This is a genomic window from Bordetella bronchiseptica (assembly GCF_900636925.1).
Taxonomy (GTDB): Bacteria; Pseudomonadota; Gammaproteobacteria; order Burkholderiales; family Burkholderiaceae_B; genus Bordetella; species Bordetella pertussis.
This window is the reverse complement of record NZ_LR134326.1, coordinates 1,194,966-1,210,848: the sequence shown is the minus strand read 5'-3', so window position 1 is coordinate 1,210,848 and position 15,883 is coordinate 1,194,966. Positions and strand designations below refer to the sequence as shown.

Genomic DNA, 15,883 nt, shown 5'->3' with positions numbered 1-15,883 from the left:
ATGGGGTTGGGAAAGCAGGCGGTCTCAGGCTCCGGAGGGCGTCGCGGCCTGCGGCCGCAGCAGCGCCATCAGGGCCGCTACCGCGCCGGGCGCCTCGGGCAGGCGCAGCACGGCGTCGCGCACCGCGTCGCAGGACGCGAAACCGGGCACGGCGCCGGCCACGCTCATGAACTTGCCGAGCGTGACGCGCCATTTGTCCTGCGACGTAGCGGTACTCGCGCGCAGGTCCGCGTGCCGGCGCAACTGGCTGCCGTCGGCCAGCGTCACGGTGACGATAGCTTCGGGCCAGGCCAGCCCGGCCCCTTGCGCGATCGTGGTGCGCGCGCGCAAGGCCCGCAGGGCCGGCTCGCGCGCGCGGGCATCGGAGAAATCTGCAATCGTGGCCTGGCCATGCACGAGGCCCTGGGCAATCGCATGGGGCAGGCTGAACTTGGCCTGCATGCCGTCGCGCGGCTCGACGATGCGCGCATTGGCCATGGACATCGCGCTGACTTCGCCATGTATCCGCGCCACCGCCGTCCAGGCAAAGCCCGGCGTCGCACGCAGGGCCAGGGCGCATTCGATCAATGCCTGCGTGCAAAAGGACGAGGCGTGCGGCTTGTAGAGAATGTCGTGCATGGACCAGCGCTCGCCCCAGCCGTCGAGCAGGCCGTCCCAATGCGCGCCATCGCCGCACACGCGGCCGAACCCATAATGCCCGCCCAGGATATCCTCGGCGCTCGTGTACCCCTGGCGCGCCAGCAGCGCGGCCATCACGCCGTTGCGCGCCGCCTGGCCGGCATGCAGCGGCTTGGACATGGTGCCGAAAGTCTCTTTCAGGCCGCTGGCCTGCGTACCGGCGATACCGAGCGCCATCGTCGTCTGTTGCGCGTCCAGTCCCAGCAGGCAACCCGCCGCGACCGCCGCGCCGAAATGGCCGAGCGTGCCGGTGGCATGCCAGCCCCGCTGGTAATGGTGGGGCCGCACCGCCTCGCCGATGCGCAGCTGCGCCTCGATGCCCAGCGCCAGGGCCCGCAGCAGCGCCGCTCCGTCCGCGCCCTCGTGTTCGGCCACGGCCAGGGCGGCCGCGACCACCGGCACGCTCGGATGCATGGCCGACTCGATGTGCATATCGTCGAAATCGAGCGCATGGCCCGCGGCGCCATTGACCAGCGCCGCGTCGGGCAACGGCGCACGCCTGCCCCGGCCGATCAGCGTGGCCTGCCCCGCGCCGCCGAAACCGGCGAGCGTGCGGTCAAGCACGGCAACCAGCGGCTCTTGCGCGCCGGCCAGCGTCACCGCCAGGCTGTCGAGCAGGCAGGCCTGCGCCGTCTGGAGCGTGGCGGCGCCCAGCCTGGAGGATGCGGTGGCCACGATGGCGTCGGCCAGCGGCCGGGTGACGCCCACGGCGGGCGACGGCGATGCGAGCTGCATGCGGCACTCCAGCGATCGGATGGTTGGCGGCTATTGCTTCTGGAAACCGTCGCCGGCCTCGGCGACGACGCGGGCCCACTTGCCGATCTCGCGCTCGACCATGGCGGTGAAGTCCTGGCGGGAGCGGGTCGCCACCACGATGCCCATCTTGCCCAGGCTGTCGATCACGCGTGGATCCTTCAAGGCCTCCTCGAACGCGGCATGAATGGCGTCCACCACCGTGTCCGGCGTACCGGCCACGGCCCACACGCCCAGCCAGATATCGGCGTCGTAGCCGGGCACGGTATCGGACACCGGCGGCAGATCCGGCAAGGACGGCAGGCGCCGGGCCGAGGTGACCGCGATGGCGCGCAGCTTGCCGGCGGCGACGAAACTCTGCGAGGCCGGCTGGGAGGCGAAGGCCACGGCGGTCTGCCCGCCGGCGACGGCCACCAGCGCCGGCGATGTGCCCCGGAACGGCACGTGCATCATCGGCACGTCGGCCATCGAACCGAACATTGCCGCAAACAGATGGTTGGGCGAGCCGATTCCGGCCGACGCGTACTGCACGCCGCCGGGCTGCTTGCGCGCGTAATCGATCAGTTCGGCGACCGACCGCACCGGCAACGACGGGTTCACCAGCACCAGGGTCGGAATCAGGCCGATGGAGGTGACGGGGATGAAATCCTTGACCGGATCGAAAGGCAGGTTGTCCTGCACCGCCGGCAGGATGCCGAACTGGTTGCTGGAGATGAGCAGCGTGTGTCCGTCCGGCCTGGACTTGGCCACGTCCTGCGTGCCGATGATGCCGCCGGCGCCGGCGCGGTTGTCCACCACCACGGGCTGGCCCAGTATGGCGGAGAGCCGCTCGGAAAACGCGCGCGCCGCCAGGTCGGTGCCGCCGCCGGGGCCGGTCGGCACCACCAGGGTGACCGGTCCTTTCGGGTAGCCGGCCGGAGCTGCCAGGGCGCTCGTCGCAATGCCCAGGCAGGCCGCGCCGCACCCCAGCGCGGCGATGATCCATTGCTGCCAACGTGTCATGTCTGTGTCCTTGGTTCGATCATGTTGTGCGCCGGCCGCACGCCATGCGTGGCCGACGGGCCGCCAAAACCAGTGATGCCGACAAACCGCCCGCGCCGTGCGGACGGACGCTACGCCGCGGACAGGCGCGTCTGATACGAGCGGATCGCGCGCTGCATTTCGTTGGTGACGATCATCACGCCCTCGTCCAGCCCCAGCCCCGGCTTGCCCAGGAACTCGACCGGACGCACCGCCAGCGCGACGTGCGCGGCGACGCGGGCCGAGATGTCCGTCTCGTTGCAACTGCCCCCCAGGTACACGCCGACACCGCCGTCACGGCAGATCAGGCAGGCCTGCACGGTGTTGTCCACGCCCCCCAGGTCCGGCATCTTGATCTGGATGAGATCGCAACACCCTTGCGCGACGAACTCGCGCACGTCCTCGCGGGTGTTGCACCATTCGTCGGCGATCAGGCGAATGCCCGAGCCGGCGCGCCGCAGGGCCTCGCGCAGCCGCCCCATCAGCGCGATCTGGGCGCCGCGCTCGCCCGCGTCGAGCGGATCCTCGAACAGCACGGGGTACGGCGCGCTGGCCGCCTCCACCTTGCGCAGATAGACCAGCGCCGCATCCAGGTCGTCGCCCACCCGCTGCGACAGCAGCCCGTGCAGGTCGTAATGCAGCGTCGGGAAGAAATCCGGACGGCCCACCGCGCGGATGCGCTGGCTGATCCATTCGGCGTACGCCGGCAGTTCGTCGAGCTGGTCGGTGCGCACCATGGCGGTCTGCGGAAAATAAGGCAGCTCGCGCACGATCGCCTTGTCGACGTTCTCGTACCAGTTGCCGCCGCAGGAACCCAACAGGTCGCACGGCGTGTCGGCCAGCGTCAGGCCATACTCGCGCGCCAGGATCTCGGCCATCGTGACGCGGTGATGCGCGGCCACCGCCTGCAGCAGCAGTTGCGACAGGCCGTAGCGCAGCGCCATGTGCAACGGCTGCCCGTCGAGCCGCATGGTATCGAGTTGCGCGGCGGCGTCGCGAAACGACGACAGGTCGCACTGCGCCAGCCAGCGCGACAGCGGCCCCTCGGCCTGTGCGATCAGGCTGGCCGCATCCGGCGCCTGCTGGCGCCCCGACCGGAAGGCGTGATTCACCGTCGCGCAATCGCCGTACAGTTCGCTGCCGTCGTCGGCCACGCCGGTCAGCAGCACCGTGGAACTCACCTGGATGATGGACGTAAAACCGGGCGTGACCGGCGCGCCCCGGTACAGGAAGCCGTCACGCGGCGCGCCCTGCCCGATCGCCTCCTGGTCGCGCCAGTAGTACCCGCCTATCCCGTCCGTCGCCAGCAACCGTTGCACTCGCATGTCGTCCTGTCTCCTGTGGCATCCGCCTTCTTCTCGAGGCCAGGCCAGTTTAGGCACGCCGGATTTGGATGTCATTAAATGAGATGTAAATTCCGAACAACGGAATATATAATCGGCAAAAAGCAAGCCGGAACCGTGGCGAAAGCGTGCCCGGCCGGCGCCGGCGGTCGCGCTTGGGCAACGCCGCCACCCTCTACACTCACGCTGTCGCCGGCACTGGCCGATCACTCACGCAGCACCCTGGCCCCTCCTGGGCCGGGTCACTCGGAAAATGCGCAGACATGGAAAACGAGCGCGGTACCGTCGAACGAATCGTCAGGCTGATCGCCTTTCTCGCCTCCCAGGACGATGACGTCGGGGTGAAAGACATCGCCGATGAATTGCAGTTGCCGCACAGCACGGCGCACCGCCTGCTGCAGCAACTGGTGGCGCTGAACCTGATGCAGCGCGTGCAGGGCGCGCGCCGCTACGCGTTCGGCCCGGAGATGTACCGGCTGGGCGCCATGATCTCCAACAAGGTGAACGTGGTGCAGCTGGCCAGCGCGCCGCTGCATCGCATCGTCGCCTACACCAACGAGTCCTGCGCGCTGGCGCTGTACCGCGACCAGGACGCCACCCTGGTGTTCGCCAAGCAGGTCGAATCGGCCAACCAGTTGCGCTACCAACTCGACCTGTACCGCCCGGTCTCGGTGCTCTGGGGCGCCTCGGGACATGCCGTGCTGGCGCACCTGCCGCCCGAACGCGTGCGCACGTTGCTCAAGAAAGAGCCCCTCTCGCCCACCGGCCTGGCCGCCCTGCCGGCGCGCGAACTCAATCGCGACCTGAAGCAAATCCGCGAGCAAGGCTATTCCGTCAGCACGCGCGGCGAGAAGATCGAAGGCGCCGCCGGCATTTCCACCCCCATCTTCGGCACCGGGGGACACGTCATCGGTTGCTTCTCGCTGTTCATCCCCCGCATCCGCTACCCGGAGCATCGGGAAACCGAACTGGCGCAACTGCTGGTCCGGGAGGCCGGGGCCCTGTCCGACGTACTGGCCGGCCGGCAGGCAGCGCCCGCCGGCGCGCCCGGCGCGGCGCGCTGAGATACCGTCGGGCGTGCGCGGGCTACGGGTTCCTGGCCGGCGCCGGCGGCGTCAGCACCGATGCCGTATCGGTATTGGTGGAAAAGGTGAGGAATGCGAGGTGAGCCTCGAAGCGCTCGAGCACGTCGTCGATCACCTGCTGCCGGGTCAGGCCCATCAGGTCATAGCCGCCCGAACCGGTCTGGGTGAACACCTCGAGCCGGTAATAGACGTCGGTCTCGCGCGACATGCGGCCGCTGAACATCGGCACCGGCGCCTCGACGACGGCGACGTGGTACTGGAAGGCGCGAAAACCGTCCATCGACACGCGCAGCAGCGGTTCCTCGATGCCGCGCTCGCTGGCCAGGGATTCGCTCGCGACCTCGTAGCCCTGGTTGCGGAACTCGGCGGCAACGTCGCCGAGCGCCGGGCGCACGGTACGGTCGAGGAACTGGGTAGCCTGCCGCAGCGACGCGAACGCGTGCAGCTGTTCGAGGCGCTGCTTCCATGAGCGCTCCGGCAGATGGCCGCCCATCGGCGCCATGGACGGCCTGCGCAGCACCTGCCCCTCGCGCTCGGCCCGCTCCATCCTCAGCACCTTGTAGAACGACGCCATGACCGTGTAGGCAATGATGGTTACCGGCAAGGCAAAGATGAGCGTGGCGTACTCCATCGTCGTCACGCCGCCGGCCAGCAGCATCGCCACCGTCAGCACTGCCGTCAGCACGGCCCAGAAGATGCGCAGCCACTTCGGCCCGTCGTGCGAGGGGTCGGGGATCGACGCCGAAAAGTTCGACATCACCATCGCGCCCGAATTCGCGCTGGTAAGGTAGAACAACAGCCCCGACAGCGTGGCCAGGCCTATCAGGAACATGGCTCCCGGAAACATCGCCAGCAGCGCGTACCAACCACGCTCGGGGCTTTCGACCGCGAGCGCGGCGAACGCGGTGTCGCCCTGCAGCACGTGATAAAGGGCCGAGTTGCCGAACAGCGAAACGATGATGAAGTCGCACAGCACCGGCGCGGTGATCGCGGCGATCACGAATTCGCGCAGCGTCCGCCCGCGCGAAATGCGCGCGAGAAAGACGCCGACGAACGGCCCCCACGCCAGCCAGAACGCCCAGAAGAACAGCGTCCAACCGCCCATCCACTCCGGCCCGCCGGGCTCGTAGGCGAACGTCTGCAAGGTGCGCGCGGGGAACGTCACGAGAAACCTGCCGATGTTCTCCGATAGCGCATTCAGGAGGAATGCCGTTTGCCCGGTGAGCAGGATGTAGACCATCATCGCCACCGCGCTCCAGAGGTTCAGCTCGGAAATCCAGCGGATGCCGCGGTCGACCCCGGACGTCGTGGCCCCGATGGTCAGGATCACGGCGCCCACGACCAGGGCGATCTGCAGCGACAGGCCTTGCTCCAGCCCGAAAATCAGCGAGAAACCGACGTTGAGCAGCACCACGCCGATGCCCATCGAGGTCGCCACGCCGAACACCGTGCCGACCAGCGCGATGATGCTGATGCCGTCGCCCAGGGGGCCGCGCACGCGCTTGCCCAACAGCGGATAGAGCGCCGCGCGGATGGACAGGGGCATGCCCCAGCGGTAGGCGAAGTATCCCATCGCCATGCCCAGCAAGGCATACATGGACCAGCCCGCCACCCCGTAGTGGAACATCGTCCAGACGACCGCGTCCTGCATGGCTGCCGCCGTGCCGCCCTCGCCGGACGGCGGATGCAGGTACTGCACGACCGGCCCGGTGACCGAGAAGAAAAGCATGTCGATCCCGACGCCGGCGGCAAACAGCATCGCGACCCAGGTCGACAGCCGGTATTGCGGCCGCGAATGATCGGGGCCGAGGCGCACGTCTCCCTCCTTGGAAAACGCGACCCACAGCACGAAACCGATCACCAGCGTCATGGTCAGCACGTAGTACCAGCCCAGATTGGCCGCAATCCAGTCGACGGCCGTCTTCATCCTCATGCGCGCATCGCCGGGCACCAGGATCGCCCATACCGAGAACGCGACGATCACGGCCGACGAGACCAGCAGCACACGCCAATTTATGCTGGCCGTGCGGCGCTCGAGCACCTCCTCGGGCCCCTTGCTGAGGTCGCTGCGCGACACCGGCGCATCGTCGCCGTCCTGGCGTTCAGGGCGGCGCTGCGAGCCGCCGAACCGGCTGCGTTCGATCGGCCGGCGCAACGCCGCGGCCTGCGCGTGCGGCGCCTGGCTGGACGGCCCGGGCTCGGCCCCCTCGTCGTCGGGTGGTGTGATCGACATGGCTGACTCCTTTCCAGAAGGGGCGCCGCTCCGGAACCGTCCACCGGGGACGCGCCAGCCGGGTGGACATGCCGTGCCCGTCCCGCGCGCCTTTCAGCCGGATCCTGGATGCCAAGCCCGGAACCATTATGCGCCACGCGTCCCCGATTCGGTCAGACCTCGCGGCGGCGGCGCTCAAGCCCCCTGGCGCCCGCACGGCCCACAGATTCGACGCTTGGCGATTTTGTTGTTAATGTAACCATGCGAAACAAGAGCGCAGGGGCACCCATGCCCGAGAAGGCCGGCCCAGGGAGGCAGTGGATAGCGCTGGAACAGCCGGTTGTTCACCTTCATCGATCCGGGAGAGACCAATGAGAAAGATCCAACTTTTCGCCACGGCGTGGCTGCTTCTGGCACTCGCCCTGCCGTTTCCGGCCTCGGCCCACGGCGGTGGCTGCCGGAAAGACTCGCCGCCTGGAAAATGCTGCCACATGGACAGAAAGGCAGGCACGGTGCATTGCCACTGAGCCTGGATTGGCAGATGCCCAGGCCATTGATAGCCTGGGCATCTGCCTGGACGACAAAAAGCCCATAGGCGCTGACGCATATGGGCTTTTTTGCTGGCTTTCTCTTGCGGGTCTTTCCCGCGCCAGGGCCTGCCTGGACAAATCCTTGGTGCCGACGGCGAGACTCGAACTCGCACAGCTTTCGCCACTACCCCCTCAAGATAGCGTGTCTACCAATTTCACCACGTCGGCATCCTGCAAAACTTCGACCAGGATCCGAAGATCCTGGAAAGTCGGGCATTCTAGCATGTAAATGCCCATGGGCAAAACCGCCAGGGCGGCTGGCCGCGCCATGCGCGGCGCGCCGCCGGCCCGGCGTTATTGCGCGGGCTTGGGCTGCTCGGGCGCGGCCGGGGCAGCCGGCTGGCTGGGCGCCTGGGGCACGGAGGCGTCAGGCTGGGCGGGGGCGGCCGGCACGCCGCTGCCCGGGGCCTGCGGCACCGACGAGCCGCTGCCGGCCGGCGCGCTGCCGGGTGCCTGCGGCACCGAGCGATCCTGCGGGAAATTCTGCATCACGCCCGAATCGATGGCGGGACCGGACGGCCCCTTGTGGGTGACGTACGCCAGGCCCGCGGTGCTGACGAAGAACACCACGGCGGCCCACTTGGTGGTGCGCGACAGGAAGTTGGCCGCGCCGGTGGCGCCAAACAGGCTGCCGGCCGAGCCGCTACCGAACGCCGACCCCATGTCGGCGCCCTTGCCCTGCTGCAGCAGGACCAGAACGATGATAGCCAGCGCCGATACAACCTGGACGACCAGCAGGACAGTAAGCATCAAAGACATTACAGACTCCGGAACGGAAACTTAAGCTGCGGCGATGCGCAGGAATTCTTCAGCGACGAGCGAGGCCCCGCCCACCAGGCCGCCGTCGATGTCGGGCATGGCGAACAGGCTGGCGGCGTTGGCCCCCTTGACGCTGCCGCCGTACAGCACGCGCACCTGGCTGGCTTGCAGGCCGTCGAGCGCCACGCGGATGGCGCTGTGCACTTCCTGCGCCTGCTCGGGGCTGGCAGTACGGCCGGTGCCGATGGCCCAGACGGGTTCGTAGGCGAGGACCATGCGGACCAGGGCATCGCGGCCCAGGGCCAGGACGGGTTCGAGCTGGCGCTCGATCACGCCCAGGGTGTTGCCGCCTTCGCGCTCTTGCAGCGATTCGCCGACGCAAACCACCGGGGTCAGGCCTGCCTCGAGCGCGGCGCGGGCCTTGTCGGCCACCAGCTGGTCGCTCTCGGCATGCAGCGTGCGCCGCTCGGAGTGGCCCACCAGCACCCAGCGGCAGCCGAATTCGGCCAGCATGGGGGCGGCGACTTCGCCGGTGTAGGCGCCCTTGGCGTGCGCGCTGACATCCTGCGCGCCCCAGCCGATGGCGCTGCCCTGCAAGGCGGCAGCGGTCTGGGCCAGGTACGGAAACGGCACGCACACCCCCATTTCGCAATGGGCGGCGGCATCGGCGGCGCGCAACTCGGCCAGCAAGGCGGCGTTCTCGGCCAGGTTGCCGTGCATCTTCCAGTTGCCCAGCACCAGGCGGGCGCGATTCTCAGCTGTGGTCATGGCGCAGAAAAAAGAGTCAAAAAGGCCTGACCCGGGGTCGGGTCAAACCTGAGATTGTATCCTGTTGCCGGCCGATGCGCCGTTACCAGGGCAAGAAAATCCGGGCGCACCGGGCGATCCGGCGCGCCCGCCGTCCGGCTGGCGCTATACGGTCAGGATGATCTTGCCGATGTTTTCCCCGGCTTCCATCATGGCATGGGCCGCGGCGGCCTGCTCCAGCGGCAGCGTGGCGTGCACCACCGGCTTGAGGGTGCCGTTTTCCAGCAAGGGCCAGACCCGCTCGCGCAGCGCGCGAGCGATTTCGCCCTTGAACTCGACCGGGCGCGGACGCAGCGTCGAACCGGTGATGGTCAGCCGGCGGCGCAGCACCTGATTGCAATCCACGTTTGCATGCGCGCCGCCCAGCAGCGCGATGATGACGATGCGGCCGTCGTCGGCCAGGCACTTGAGGTTGCGGCCGATGTACTCGCCGGCCACCATGTCCAGCACCACGTCCACGCCGGCGCCGCCGGTGGCGTCCAGCACTTCCTTGACGTAGTCCTGCGTCTTGTAGTTGATGCCCAGCGCGGCGCCCAGCGCTTCGACGGCGCGCGCGCGCTCGTCGCTGCCCACCGTGGCGTAGACCTTGTTGCCCATGGCGCGCGCCAGCTGGATGGCCGTGGTGCCGATGCCGCTGGCGCCGCCGTGCACCAGCAGCGCTTCGCCGGCCGCCAGGCGGCCGCGGTCGAACACGTTGCTCCAGACGGTGAAATAGGTCTCGGGCAGGCCGGCCGCCTCGATCTCGGTCAGGCCGCGCGGAATCGGCAGGCACTGCGGCGCCGGCGCCACCACGTATTCGGCGTACCCGCCGCCGGCCACCAGGGCACAGACCTTGTCGCCGATGGCAAAGCCCCCCGCGGCGGCATCGCCGCCGACGATCTCGCCGGCCACTTCCAGGCCGGGCAGGTCCGAGGCGCCCGGCGGCGGGGCATAGTTGCCCTTGCGCTGCAGCACGTCGGGCCGGTTGACCCCGGCAGCGGACACCTTGATCAGCACTTCGCCGGAAGCAGGCTCGGGAACGCTGCGCTCGGTGGGCACCAGGACTTCAGGACCGCCAGGACGGGTGATTTCTACGGCTCGCATGTCGCGCCTCCAACCAGAGTCGATATCGAAACGGCAATTATGCGCTTTTTTGCACGGCCCCTGCCGCAGGCGGGCATGGCGCCGCGATGAAATGGCGGAAGGTGTGAGATTCGAACTCACGAGGGCCGTGAAGCCCCGCCGGTTTTCCGTACCGCTATGGCTTTCGCCACCAGAACGATGTCTGTTTGCTGGTCTGGACTTTGCCTTCACCATAGTCGGGCGACCTTAGGTGGGAGCCGTCAAGTCTCTACACGTTGCCGCCCCGGCAGGGGTGGCCTTCGCTCGGCGTTACCTCGGACAGGGCCAGGGGCTTCGCCGAATTTGACTCCTTACAGCCATGCGGTTTCCCGCGTGGCGCTCGATTGAACAAGACCGGTGCATTCAACCACTCTGCCAACCTTCCACGGCGCGCATTGTATAGGATTCAGGCCCGCGGCGCGGCCAGCGGCCCGTTAAAGCACGTTATCATTGTCGCCCTGCCGGACAGCCGCACCCATGGCGAAATTGGTAGACGCAAGGGACTTAAAATCCCTCGCCGCAAGGCGTCCCGGTTCGATTCCGGGTGGGTGCACCATCAAACGGCACCGCTGTTTTCCCCAGGCCCGATAGACGCGCCGCGCCAACGGGCCGCGCATGCCCTACCTCAACTTGATACCGAACCCCGCGCCTCCGTTTGTCGTTCTCGATGCCTGCGTACTGATGTCCGGCATCGCCCGCCAGCTGCTGTTGCGAGTGGCGCGGACAGGCGTCTTCCAGCCCGTCTGGACCGAGCGCATCGGCGAAGAATGGCGCCGCAACGCCGCGCGCCTGTGGGACATTCCCGCCGCAGCCCTGGCCGCGCAATGGGAGGCGATGAACGCCAGCTTTCCGCGGGCGCTGGAAGTTGATACGCAGCCTTACGAAACGGGGCTGCGCTACAGCGACCCCAAGGATTTCCATGTGATCGCCGCCGGCCTGGCGCGACGGGCCCGCTGCGGCCTGCCGCAGGCGCCCGCCACCCTGGTGATGACCTGGAACCTGAAGGATTTCAACCGCTCCGAGCTGCGCCGCCAGGGCCTGGACGCGTTCAGTCCGGATCATCTGCTGGCGCGCTGGTGGCAGGCCGACCCGGCCGCGCTGCGCGACGCGCTGGCGACGGTTGCCGACGATTATGTGGCGCTCGGGCGCGAGCCCCTGCCGCTGGCCGCGATCCTGCAGCGCGAGCGCCTGTACCGGCTCAGGCGCCTGGCCGATGCGGATCAGTGATCGTGGTTGCTGGCCGCGAAGCCCGCGGCATTGAGCACCGCGATGACTTCCTGGATGTGGTCATGGCCACGCGTCTGCAGCACGAAATCGACCTCGACATTGCGCACTGGCAAGGTGGTGAAGGCGCGCTGGTGATGCACCTCGGTAATGTTGGCGTGCGCGTCGGCGATCAGCTTGGTGGCCTGCGCCAGCGCGCCCGGCAGGTCGCGCAGGTCGACCCGGATGCGCGCCAGGCGCCCGGCGCGCACCATACCGCGCTCGATCAGCTCGCCCAGCATCAGGGGATCGATGTTGCCGCCCGTGAGCACCAGCCCCAGCCGCTTGCCGCGGAACCGCTCGTCGCGGCGTTCCTGCAGCCGCAGCAGCGCCGCCAGGCCGGCCGCGCCGGCCCCTTCGACCACGGTCTTCTCGATTTCCAGCAGGACCACGATGGCATGCTCGATATCGCTTTCGTTGACCAGCTCGATGTGGTCGACCAGGCGCGTGACGATCTCCTGGGTCAGCGTGCCGGGTGACTTGACGGCGATGCCCTCGGCGATCGTGTAGTGGCCGCTTTCCATGGCCACGCCCTTGACGGCGGCGTACATGGACGGAAAGCGCTCGGTCTGCACGCCGATGATCTCGATGTCCGGCTTGATGGCCTTGGCGGCGGTGGCGATGCCCGCGATCAGGCCGCCGCCGCCGATGCCCACCACGATGGCGTCCAGGTCTGGGCGCGCCTGCAGCATTTCGAGCGCCACCGTACCCTGCCCGGCAATCACGGCTGGATCGTCGTAGGGATGGATCATGACCAGGCCGCGCTCGCGCGCCAGTTCGTAGCCGCGCGCCTTGGCGTCGTCGAAGGTGTCGCCGGCCAGGACGACTTCGGCGCCGAAGCGCCGCGTGTTGGCCACCTTGACCGTGGGAGTGAAGCGCGGCATGACGATCACCGCCGGCACGCCCATGCGCTGCGCGTGGTACGCCACGCCCTGGGCATGGTTGCCGGCCGACACGGCGATCACGCCGGCGGCGCGCTCGGCCTCGGTCAGGTTGAGCATCCGGTTGAGGGCGCCGCGCTCCTTGAACGAGGCGGTGAACTGCAGGTTCTCGAACTTCAGCCAGATTTCGGCGCCGAGGATATCGGACAGCGTGCGGGAATGCGTGAACGGCGTATTGAGGACCTGTCCCCGCAGGATGTCCCGGGCGGTCTGGATGGCGGCAAGATCGATCACGATGGCGGCGTCTGGGTGAGTGCGCGATATCCCGCAGCCTAGCGGACTGGCAGGAAATTGAAGAACAGCAGGCCCTGTGCGTAGTTGATGCCGATGCGCCGGGAGTTTTCGCCGAGCAGGTTGGCAATCAAGTCCAGCCTGCCGATGATAGCGCCGAATTCGCGCTCGAAGCTGAGATTCGTGGCCGCGGCCGACATCTCGTTGGCCAGCAATAGCGGCTCGCCCTGGGCGGTGCGGCGCGAGGCCAGCAGCCAGGCGGCCGCCTCGACATTGCGCGCCGCGTTGTAGATGCGCTGGCCGTCGAGCACGTCCGAGAGGTAGATGCGGGTCTTGTCGTTGTGCGCCGCGATCAGGGTGTCGGCCAGGCCATAGACGAAGGCCGCCACGCGATCGCCGCCGTAGGCCGGATCGAGCGACACGGCCAGCACCTGGATGTCGCGCAGGCCCGCCAGGCCCGCCGGAGGACGGCGCTCTTCGATCAGGCGCTTGACCCGCGCCACCGCGGCAGCCTGGTCCGCCACCCCGCTCTTGCGCCATTCGCGCGGATTGCGCCGGTACAGCTTGTCCAGCAGCGTGTCGAGGCTGGCCAGGTTGTCGCGGATCTCCAGCGTGACCGTGCGGTTGAAGTCGGTCTGCATGAACTGGTCGGCCGACATCGATTCGCCGCGCGGCCCACCGCTGCCGCCGGGCGCGATGCAGCCGGCCAGCAGCACGCTGGCGGCCCATCCTGACAGTGCGGCCAGCCGCCTGCTCGTCATGCCATATCCGTCCGTGTCCCTTGTCCTGAGGCGGCCTGGCCGCGCGTGGCATGACTTTACCGTATGCGGACGCAAAAACGGCGCCCGCGGGCGCCGTTCTTGCGTCAGGAATCGCAAACCTTATTCGGCTTGCGGCTCCGACTGGGCGGCCGGCTCGGCCGTACCGGACTGCTGCTGCTCGATGCCGCCGATCGCCTTGATCGACAGGCGCAGGCGGCCCTTGTCGTCGGCCTCGATGACCTTGACGCGGACCGGCTGGCCAACCTTCAGCACATCGTTGATGTTGGCGATGCGGTAGTTGGCGATCTCGGAGATGTGCAGCAGGCCGTCGCGGCCCGGCAGCACTTGCACGATGGCGCCGAAATCCAGCAGGCGCAGCACCGAGCCGTCGTAGATCTGGCCCACTTCGACGTCGGCGGTCAGTTCGACGATGCGGCGCTGGGCTTCCTTGGCCTGGGTCTCGTCCACGCTGGCGATCACGATGGTGCCGTCGTCCGAGATATCGATCTGCGTGCCGGTTTCCTCGGTCAGCGCACGGATGGTGGCGCCGCCCTTGCCGATCACGTCGCGGATCTTCTCGGGGTTGATCTTGATGGTCAGCATGCGCGGCGCGAACGCCGACAGCTCGGTACGCGAGCCTTCCAGCGCGTCGCGCATCTTGCCGAGGATGTGCAGGCGGCCTTCGCGGGCCTGGGCCAGCGCGACCTGCATGATTTCCTTGGTGATGCCCTGGATCTTGATGTCCATCTGCAGCGCCGTGATACCGGTTTCGGTACCCGCCACCTTGAAGTCCATGTCGCCCAGGTGGTCTTCGTCGCCCAGGATGTCGGTCAGCACGGCGAACTTGCCGCTGTCCAGGATCAGGCCCATGGCCACGCCGGCCACGTGATCGTTGGTGGGCACGCCGGCGTCCATCATGGCCAGCGAACCGCCGCACACCGAGGCCATCGACGAGGAGCCGTTGGATTCGGTGATCTCGGACACCAGGCGGATGGTGTACTGGAAGTCTTCCGGGGCCGGCAGCAGCGGCAGCAGCGCGCGCTTGGCCAGGCGGCCGTGGCCGATTTCGCGGCGCTTGGGCACGCCGATGCGGCCGGTTTCGCCGGTGGCGAACGGCGGCATGTTGTAGTGCAGCATGAAGCGGTCGCGGTACTCGCCCATCAGGGCGTCGATGATCTGCTCATCCTGCTTGGTGCCCAGCGTGGCCACCACCAGCGCCTGCGTTTCGCCGCGGGTGAACAGCGCGCTGCCGTGCGCGCGCGGCAGCACGCCCAGGCGGATGCTGATCGGACGCACGGTGCGGGTGTCGCGGCCGTCGATGCGCGGCTCGCCGTTGAGGATCTGGCTGCGCACGATGCGCGCTTCCAGGTCGAACAGGATGTTGTCCACGCCGACGCTGTCGGGCGCGGGCTGGCCAGCCTGCGCGGCCTGTTCGGCCATGGAGGCCTGCACGGCGGCGTAGACTTCGCGCAGCTTGGTGGTGCGGGCCTGCTTTTCGCGGATCTGGTAGGCGGCGTTCAGCCCTTCCTGGGCGGCGGCGCTCACGGCGGCGATCAGCGCTTCGTTCTTGGGGGCGGGTTGCCAGTCCCAGTCGGGCTTGCCGGCATCGCGCACCAGGTCATGGATGGCGTTGATGGCGGTCTGCATCTGCTCGTGGCCGAACACCACGCCGCCCAGCATGATTTCCTCGGACAGCTGCTTCGCCTCGGATTCGACCATCAGCACGGCGTTCTCGGTGCCGGCCACCACCAGGTCCATCTTGGACGACTTCAGTTGCGTCGCGGTGGGGTTGAGCACGTACTGGCCGTCGACATAGCCGACGCGGGCGGCGCCGATGGGGCCGTTGAACGGGATGCCCGAGATGGCCAGCGCGGCCGAGGCGCCGATCATGGCGGGAATGTCGGGATCGATGTCCGGATTGACCGACAGCGTGTGGATGACCACTTGCACGTCGTTATAGAAGCCTTCCGGGAACAGCGGACGCAGCGGACGGTCGATCAGGCGCGAGGTCAGCGTTTCCTTTTCGGAGGGCTTGCCTTCGCGCTTGAAGAAACCGCCCGGGATGCGGCCGGCGGCGTAGGTCTTCTCGATGTAGTCGACGGTCAGCGGAAAAAAGTCCTGGCCGGCCTTGGCTTTCTTGGCCGCCACGACCGTTGCCAGCACGACGGTGTCCTCCACGGACACCAGCACCGCGCCGGACGCCTGGCGAGCCATCTCGCCGGTTTCCAACACGACCGAATGCTGGCCGTACTGGAAGGTCTTGGTCACTTTATTGAACATGACGGTGATTCCTTACAAATGAAAAACCGTGGCCGTTGCGACATGCGTCGCCCCGACCA

12 protein-coding genes and 2 tRNA genes are annotated in these 15,883 nt (G+C 68.0%); 3 read left to right on the top strand and 11 right to left on the bottom strand.

What is annotated here, in order from left to right; translation table 11 throughout:
- Positions 1 to 24: 24 nt before the first annotated feature.
- From EL288_RS05725 to EL288_RS05715, 3 genes are all read right to left on the bottom strand, one after another.
- Entirely contained in the window at positions 25 to 1,413 is a 1,389-nt protein-coding gene (locus EL288_RS05725) for an MmgE/PrpD family protein (RefSeq protein ID WP_010926974.1), read from the bottom strand.
- 30 nt (positions 1,414 to 1,443) lie between these two features.
- A complete protein-coding gene (locus EL288_RS05720; protein WP_003813991.1) occupies positions 1,444 to 2,433 on the bottom strand; it encodes a tripartite tricarboxylate transporter substrate binding protein in 990 nt (329 codons plus the stop codon).
- A 110-nt stretch (positions 2,434 to 2,543) separates the two neighbouring features.
- Positions 2,544 to 3,776 carry a methylaspartate ammonia-lyase gene (locus EL288_RS05715; RefSeq protein ID WP_033446547.1) on the bottom strand — a complete coding sequence of 411 codons (1,233 nt, stop codon included), beginning with the start codon at positions 3,774 to 3,776 and terminating at the stop codon, positions 2,544 to 2,546.
- A 281-nt stretch (positions 3,777 to 4,057) separates the two neighbouring features.
- Here EL288_RS05715 and EL288_RS05710 point away from each other — a divergent pair, with 281 nt between their 5' ends.
- Positions 4,058 to 4,858: an IclR family transcriptional regulator gene (locus EL288_RS05710; RefSeq protein WP_003813993.1), complete on the top strand. Its 801-nt coding sequence runs from the start codon at positions 4,058 to 4,060 to the stop codon at positions 4,856 to 4,858.
- A 22-nt stretch (positions 4,859 to 4,880) separates the two neighbouring features.
- Here EL288_RS05710 and betT read toward each other — a convergent pair whose 3' ends face one another.
- The 5 genes from betT to EL288_RS05685 form a co-directional block, all read right to left on the bottom strand.
- The gene (gene betT, locus EL288_RS05705; RefSeq protein WP_003813994.1) at positions 4,881 to 7,112 is read right to left on the bottom strand and encodes a choline BCCT transporter BetT; all 2,232 of its coding nucleotides are present in this window, start codon (positions 7,110 to 7,112) and stop codon (positions 4,881 to 4,883) included.
- A gap of 652 nt (positions 7,113 to 7,764) precedes the next feature.
- Positions 7,765 to 7,849: transfer RNA gene (locus EL288_RS05700), tRNA-Leu, on the bottom strand.
- A 126-nt stretch (positions 7,850 to 7,975) separates the two neighbouring features.
- Positions 7,976 to 8,440 carry a preprotein translocase subunit SecG gene (gene secG, locus EL288_RS05695; protein WP_003813995.1) on the bottom strand — a complete coding sequence of 155 codons (465 nt, stop codon included), beginning with the start codon at positions 8,438 to 8,440 and terminating at the stop codon, positions 7,976 to 7,978.
- A 21-nt stretch (positions 8,441 to 8,461) separates the two neighbouring features.
- On the bottom strand, positions 8,462 to 9,208 hold the full coding sequence (gene tpiA, locus EL288_RS05690) for a triose-phosphate isomerase (RefSeq protein WP_003813996.1): 747 nt from the start codon (positions 9,206 to 9,208) through the stop codon (positions 8,462 to 8,464).
- A gap of 144 nt (positions 9,209 to 9,352) precedes the next feature.
- Positions 9,353 to 10,330: an NAD(P)H-quinone oxidoreductase gene (locus tag EL288_RS05685; RefSeq protein WP_003813997.1), complete on the bottom strand. Its 978-nt coding sequence runs from the start codon at positions 10,328 to 10,330 to the stop codon at positions 9,353 to 9,355.
- Positions 10,331 to 10,819: 489 nt separating this feature from the next.
- Here EL288_RS05685 and EL288_RS05680 point away from each other — a divergent pair.
- Together EL288_RS05680 and EL288_RS05675 are read left to right on the top strand one after the other, a co-directional pair.
- Positions 10,820 to 10,904, top strand: a tRNA-Leu gene (locus tag EL288_RS05680).
- A 59-nt stretch (positions 10,905 to 10,963) separates the two neighbouring features.
- Positions 10,964 to 11,575 (top strand): PIN domain-containing protein, encoded by a 612-nt coding sequence (locus tag EL288_RS05675; protein WP_003813998.1) that lies wholly within the window; start codon positions 10,964 to 10,966, stop codon positions 11,573 to 11,575.
- Here EL288_RS05675 and EL288_RS05670 read toward each other — a convergent pair.
- The 3 genes from EL288_RS05670 to pnp all read right to left on the bottom strand — a co-directional run bounded on the left by EL288_RS05670 (position 11,569) and on the right by pnp (position 15,824).
- Positions 11,569 to 12,786 (bottom strand): threonine ammonia-lyase, encoded by a 1,218-nt coding sequence (locus EL288_RS05670; RefSeq protein ID WP_003813999.1) that lies wholly within the window; start codon positions 12,784 to 12,786, stop codon positions 11,569 to 11,571. The genes EL288_RS05675 and EL288_RS05670 overlap by 7 nt on opposite strands.
- Positions 12,787 to 12,824: 38 nt before the next feature.
- Positions 12,825 to 13,544 (bottom strand): lipoprotein, encoded by a 720-nt coding sequence (locus tag EL288_RS05665; protein ID WP_003814000.1) that lies wholly within the window; start codon positions 13,542 to 13,544, stop codon positions 12,825 to 12,827.
- A gap of 120 nt (positions 13,545 to 13,664) precedes the next feature.
- On the bottom strand, positions 13,665 to 15,824 hold the full coding sequence (gene pnp, locus EL288_RS05660) for a polyribonucleotide nucleotidyltransferase (protein ID WP_033458667.1): 2,160 nt from the start codon (positions 15,822 to 15,824) through the stop codon (positions 13,665 to 13,667).
- Positions 15,825 to 15,883 lie beyond the last annotated feature (59 nt).

Excerpts from the sequence above, each read along its gene's own strand:
- EL288_RS05720 (WP_003813991.1), bottom strand. The coding sequence starts at position 2,433 with ATGACACGTTGGCAGCAATGGATCATCGCCGCGCTGGGGTGCGGCGCG.
- EL288_RS05665 (WP_003814000.1), bottom strand. The coding sequence starts at position 13,544 with ATGACGAGCAGGCGGCTGGCCGCACTGTCAGGATGGGCCGCCAGCGTG.
- EL288_RS05715 (WP_033446547.1), bottom strand. The coding sequence starts at position 3,776 with ATGCGAGTGCAACGGTTGCTGGCGACGGACGGGATAGGCGGGTACTAC.
- betT (WP_003813994.1), bottom strand. The coding sequence starts at position 7,112 with ATGTCGATCACACCACCCGACGACGAGGGGGCCGAGCCCGGGCCGTCC.
- EL288_RS05710 (WP_003813993.1), top strand. The coding sequence starts at position 4,058 with ATGGAAAACGAGCGCGGTACCGTCGAACGAATCGTCAGGCTGATCGCC.
- pnp (WP_033458667.1), bottom strand. The coding sequence starts at position 15,824 with ATGTTCAATAAAGTGACCAAGACCTTCCAGTACGGCCAGCATTCGGTC.
- EL288_RS05685 (WP_003813997.1), bottom strand. The coding sequence starts at position 10,330 with ATGCGAGCCGTAGAAATCACCCGTCCTGGCGGTCCTGAAGTCCTGGTG.
- secG (WP_003813995.1), bottom strand. The coding sequence starts at position 8,440 with ATGTCTTTGATGCTTACTGTCCTGCTGGTCGTCCAGGTTGTATCGGCG.
- tpiA (WP_003813996.1), bottom strand. The coding sequence starts at position 9,208 with ATGACCACAGCTGAGAATCGCGCCCGCCTGGTGCTGGGCAACTGGAAG.
- EL288_RS05725 (WP_010926974.1), bottom strand. The coding sequence starts at position 1,413 with ATGCAGCTCGCATCGCCGTCGCCCGCCGTGGGCGTCACCCGGCCGCTG.
- EL288_RS05675 (WP_003813998.1), top strand. The coding sequence starts at position 10,964 with ATGCCCTACCTCAACTTGATACCGAACCCCGCGCCTCCGTTTGTCGTT.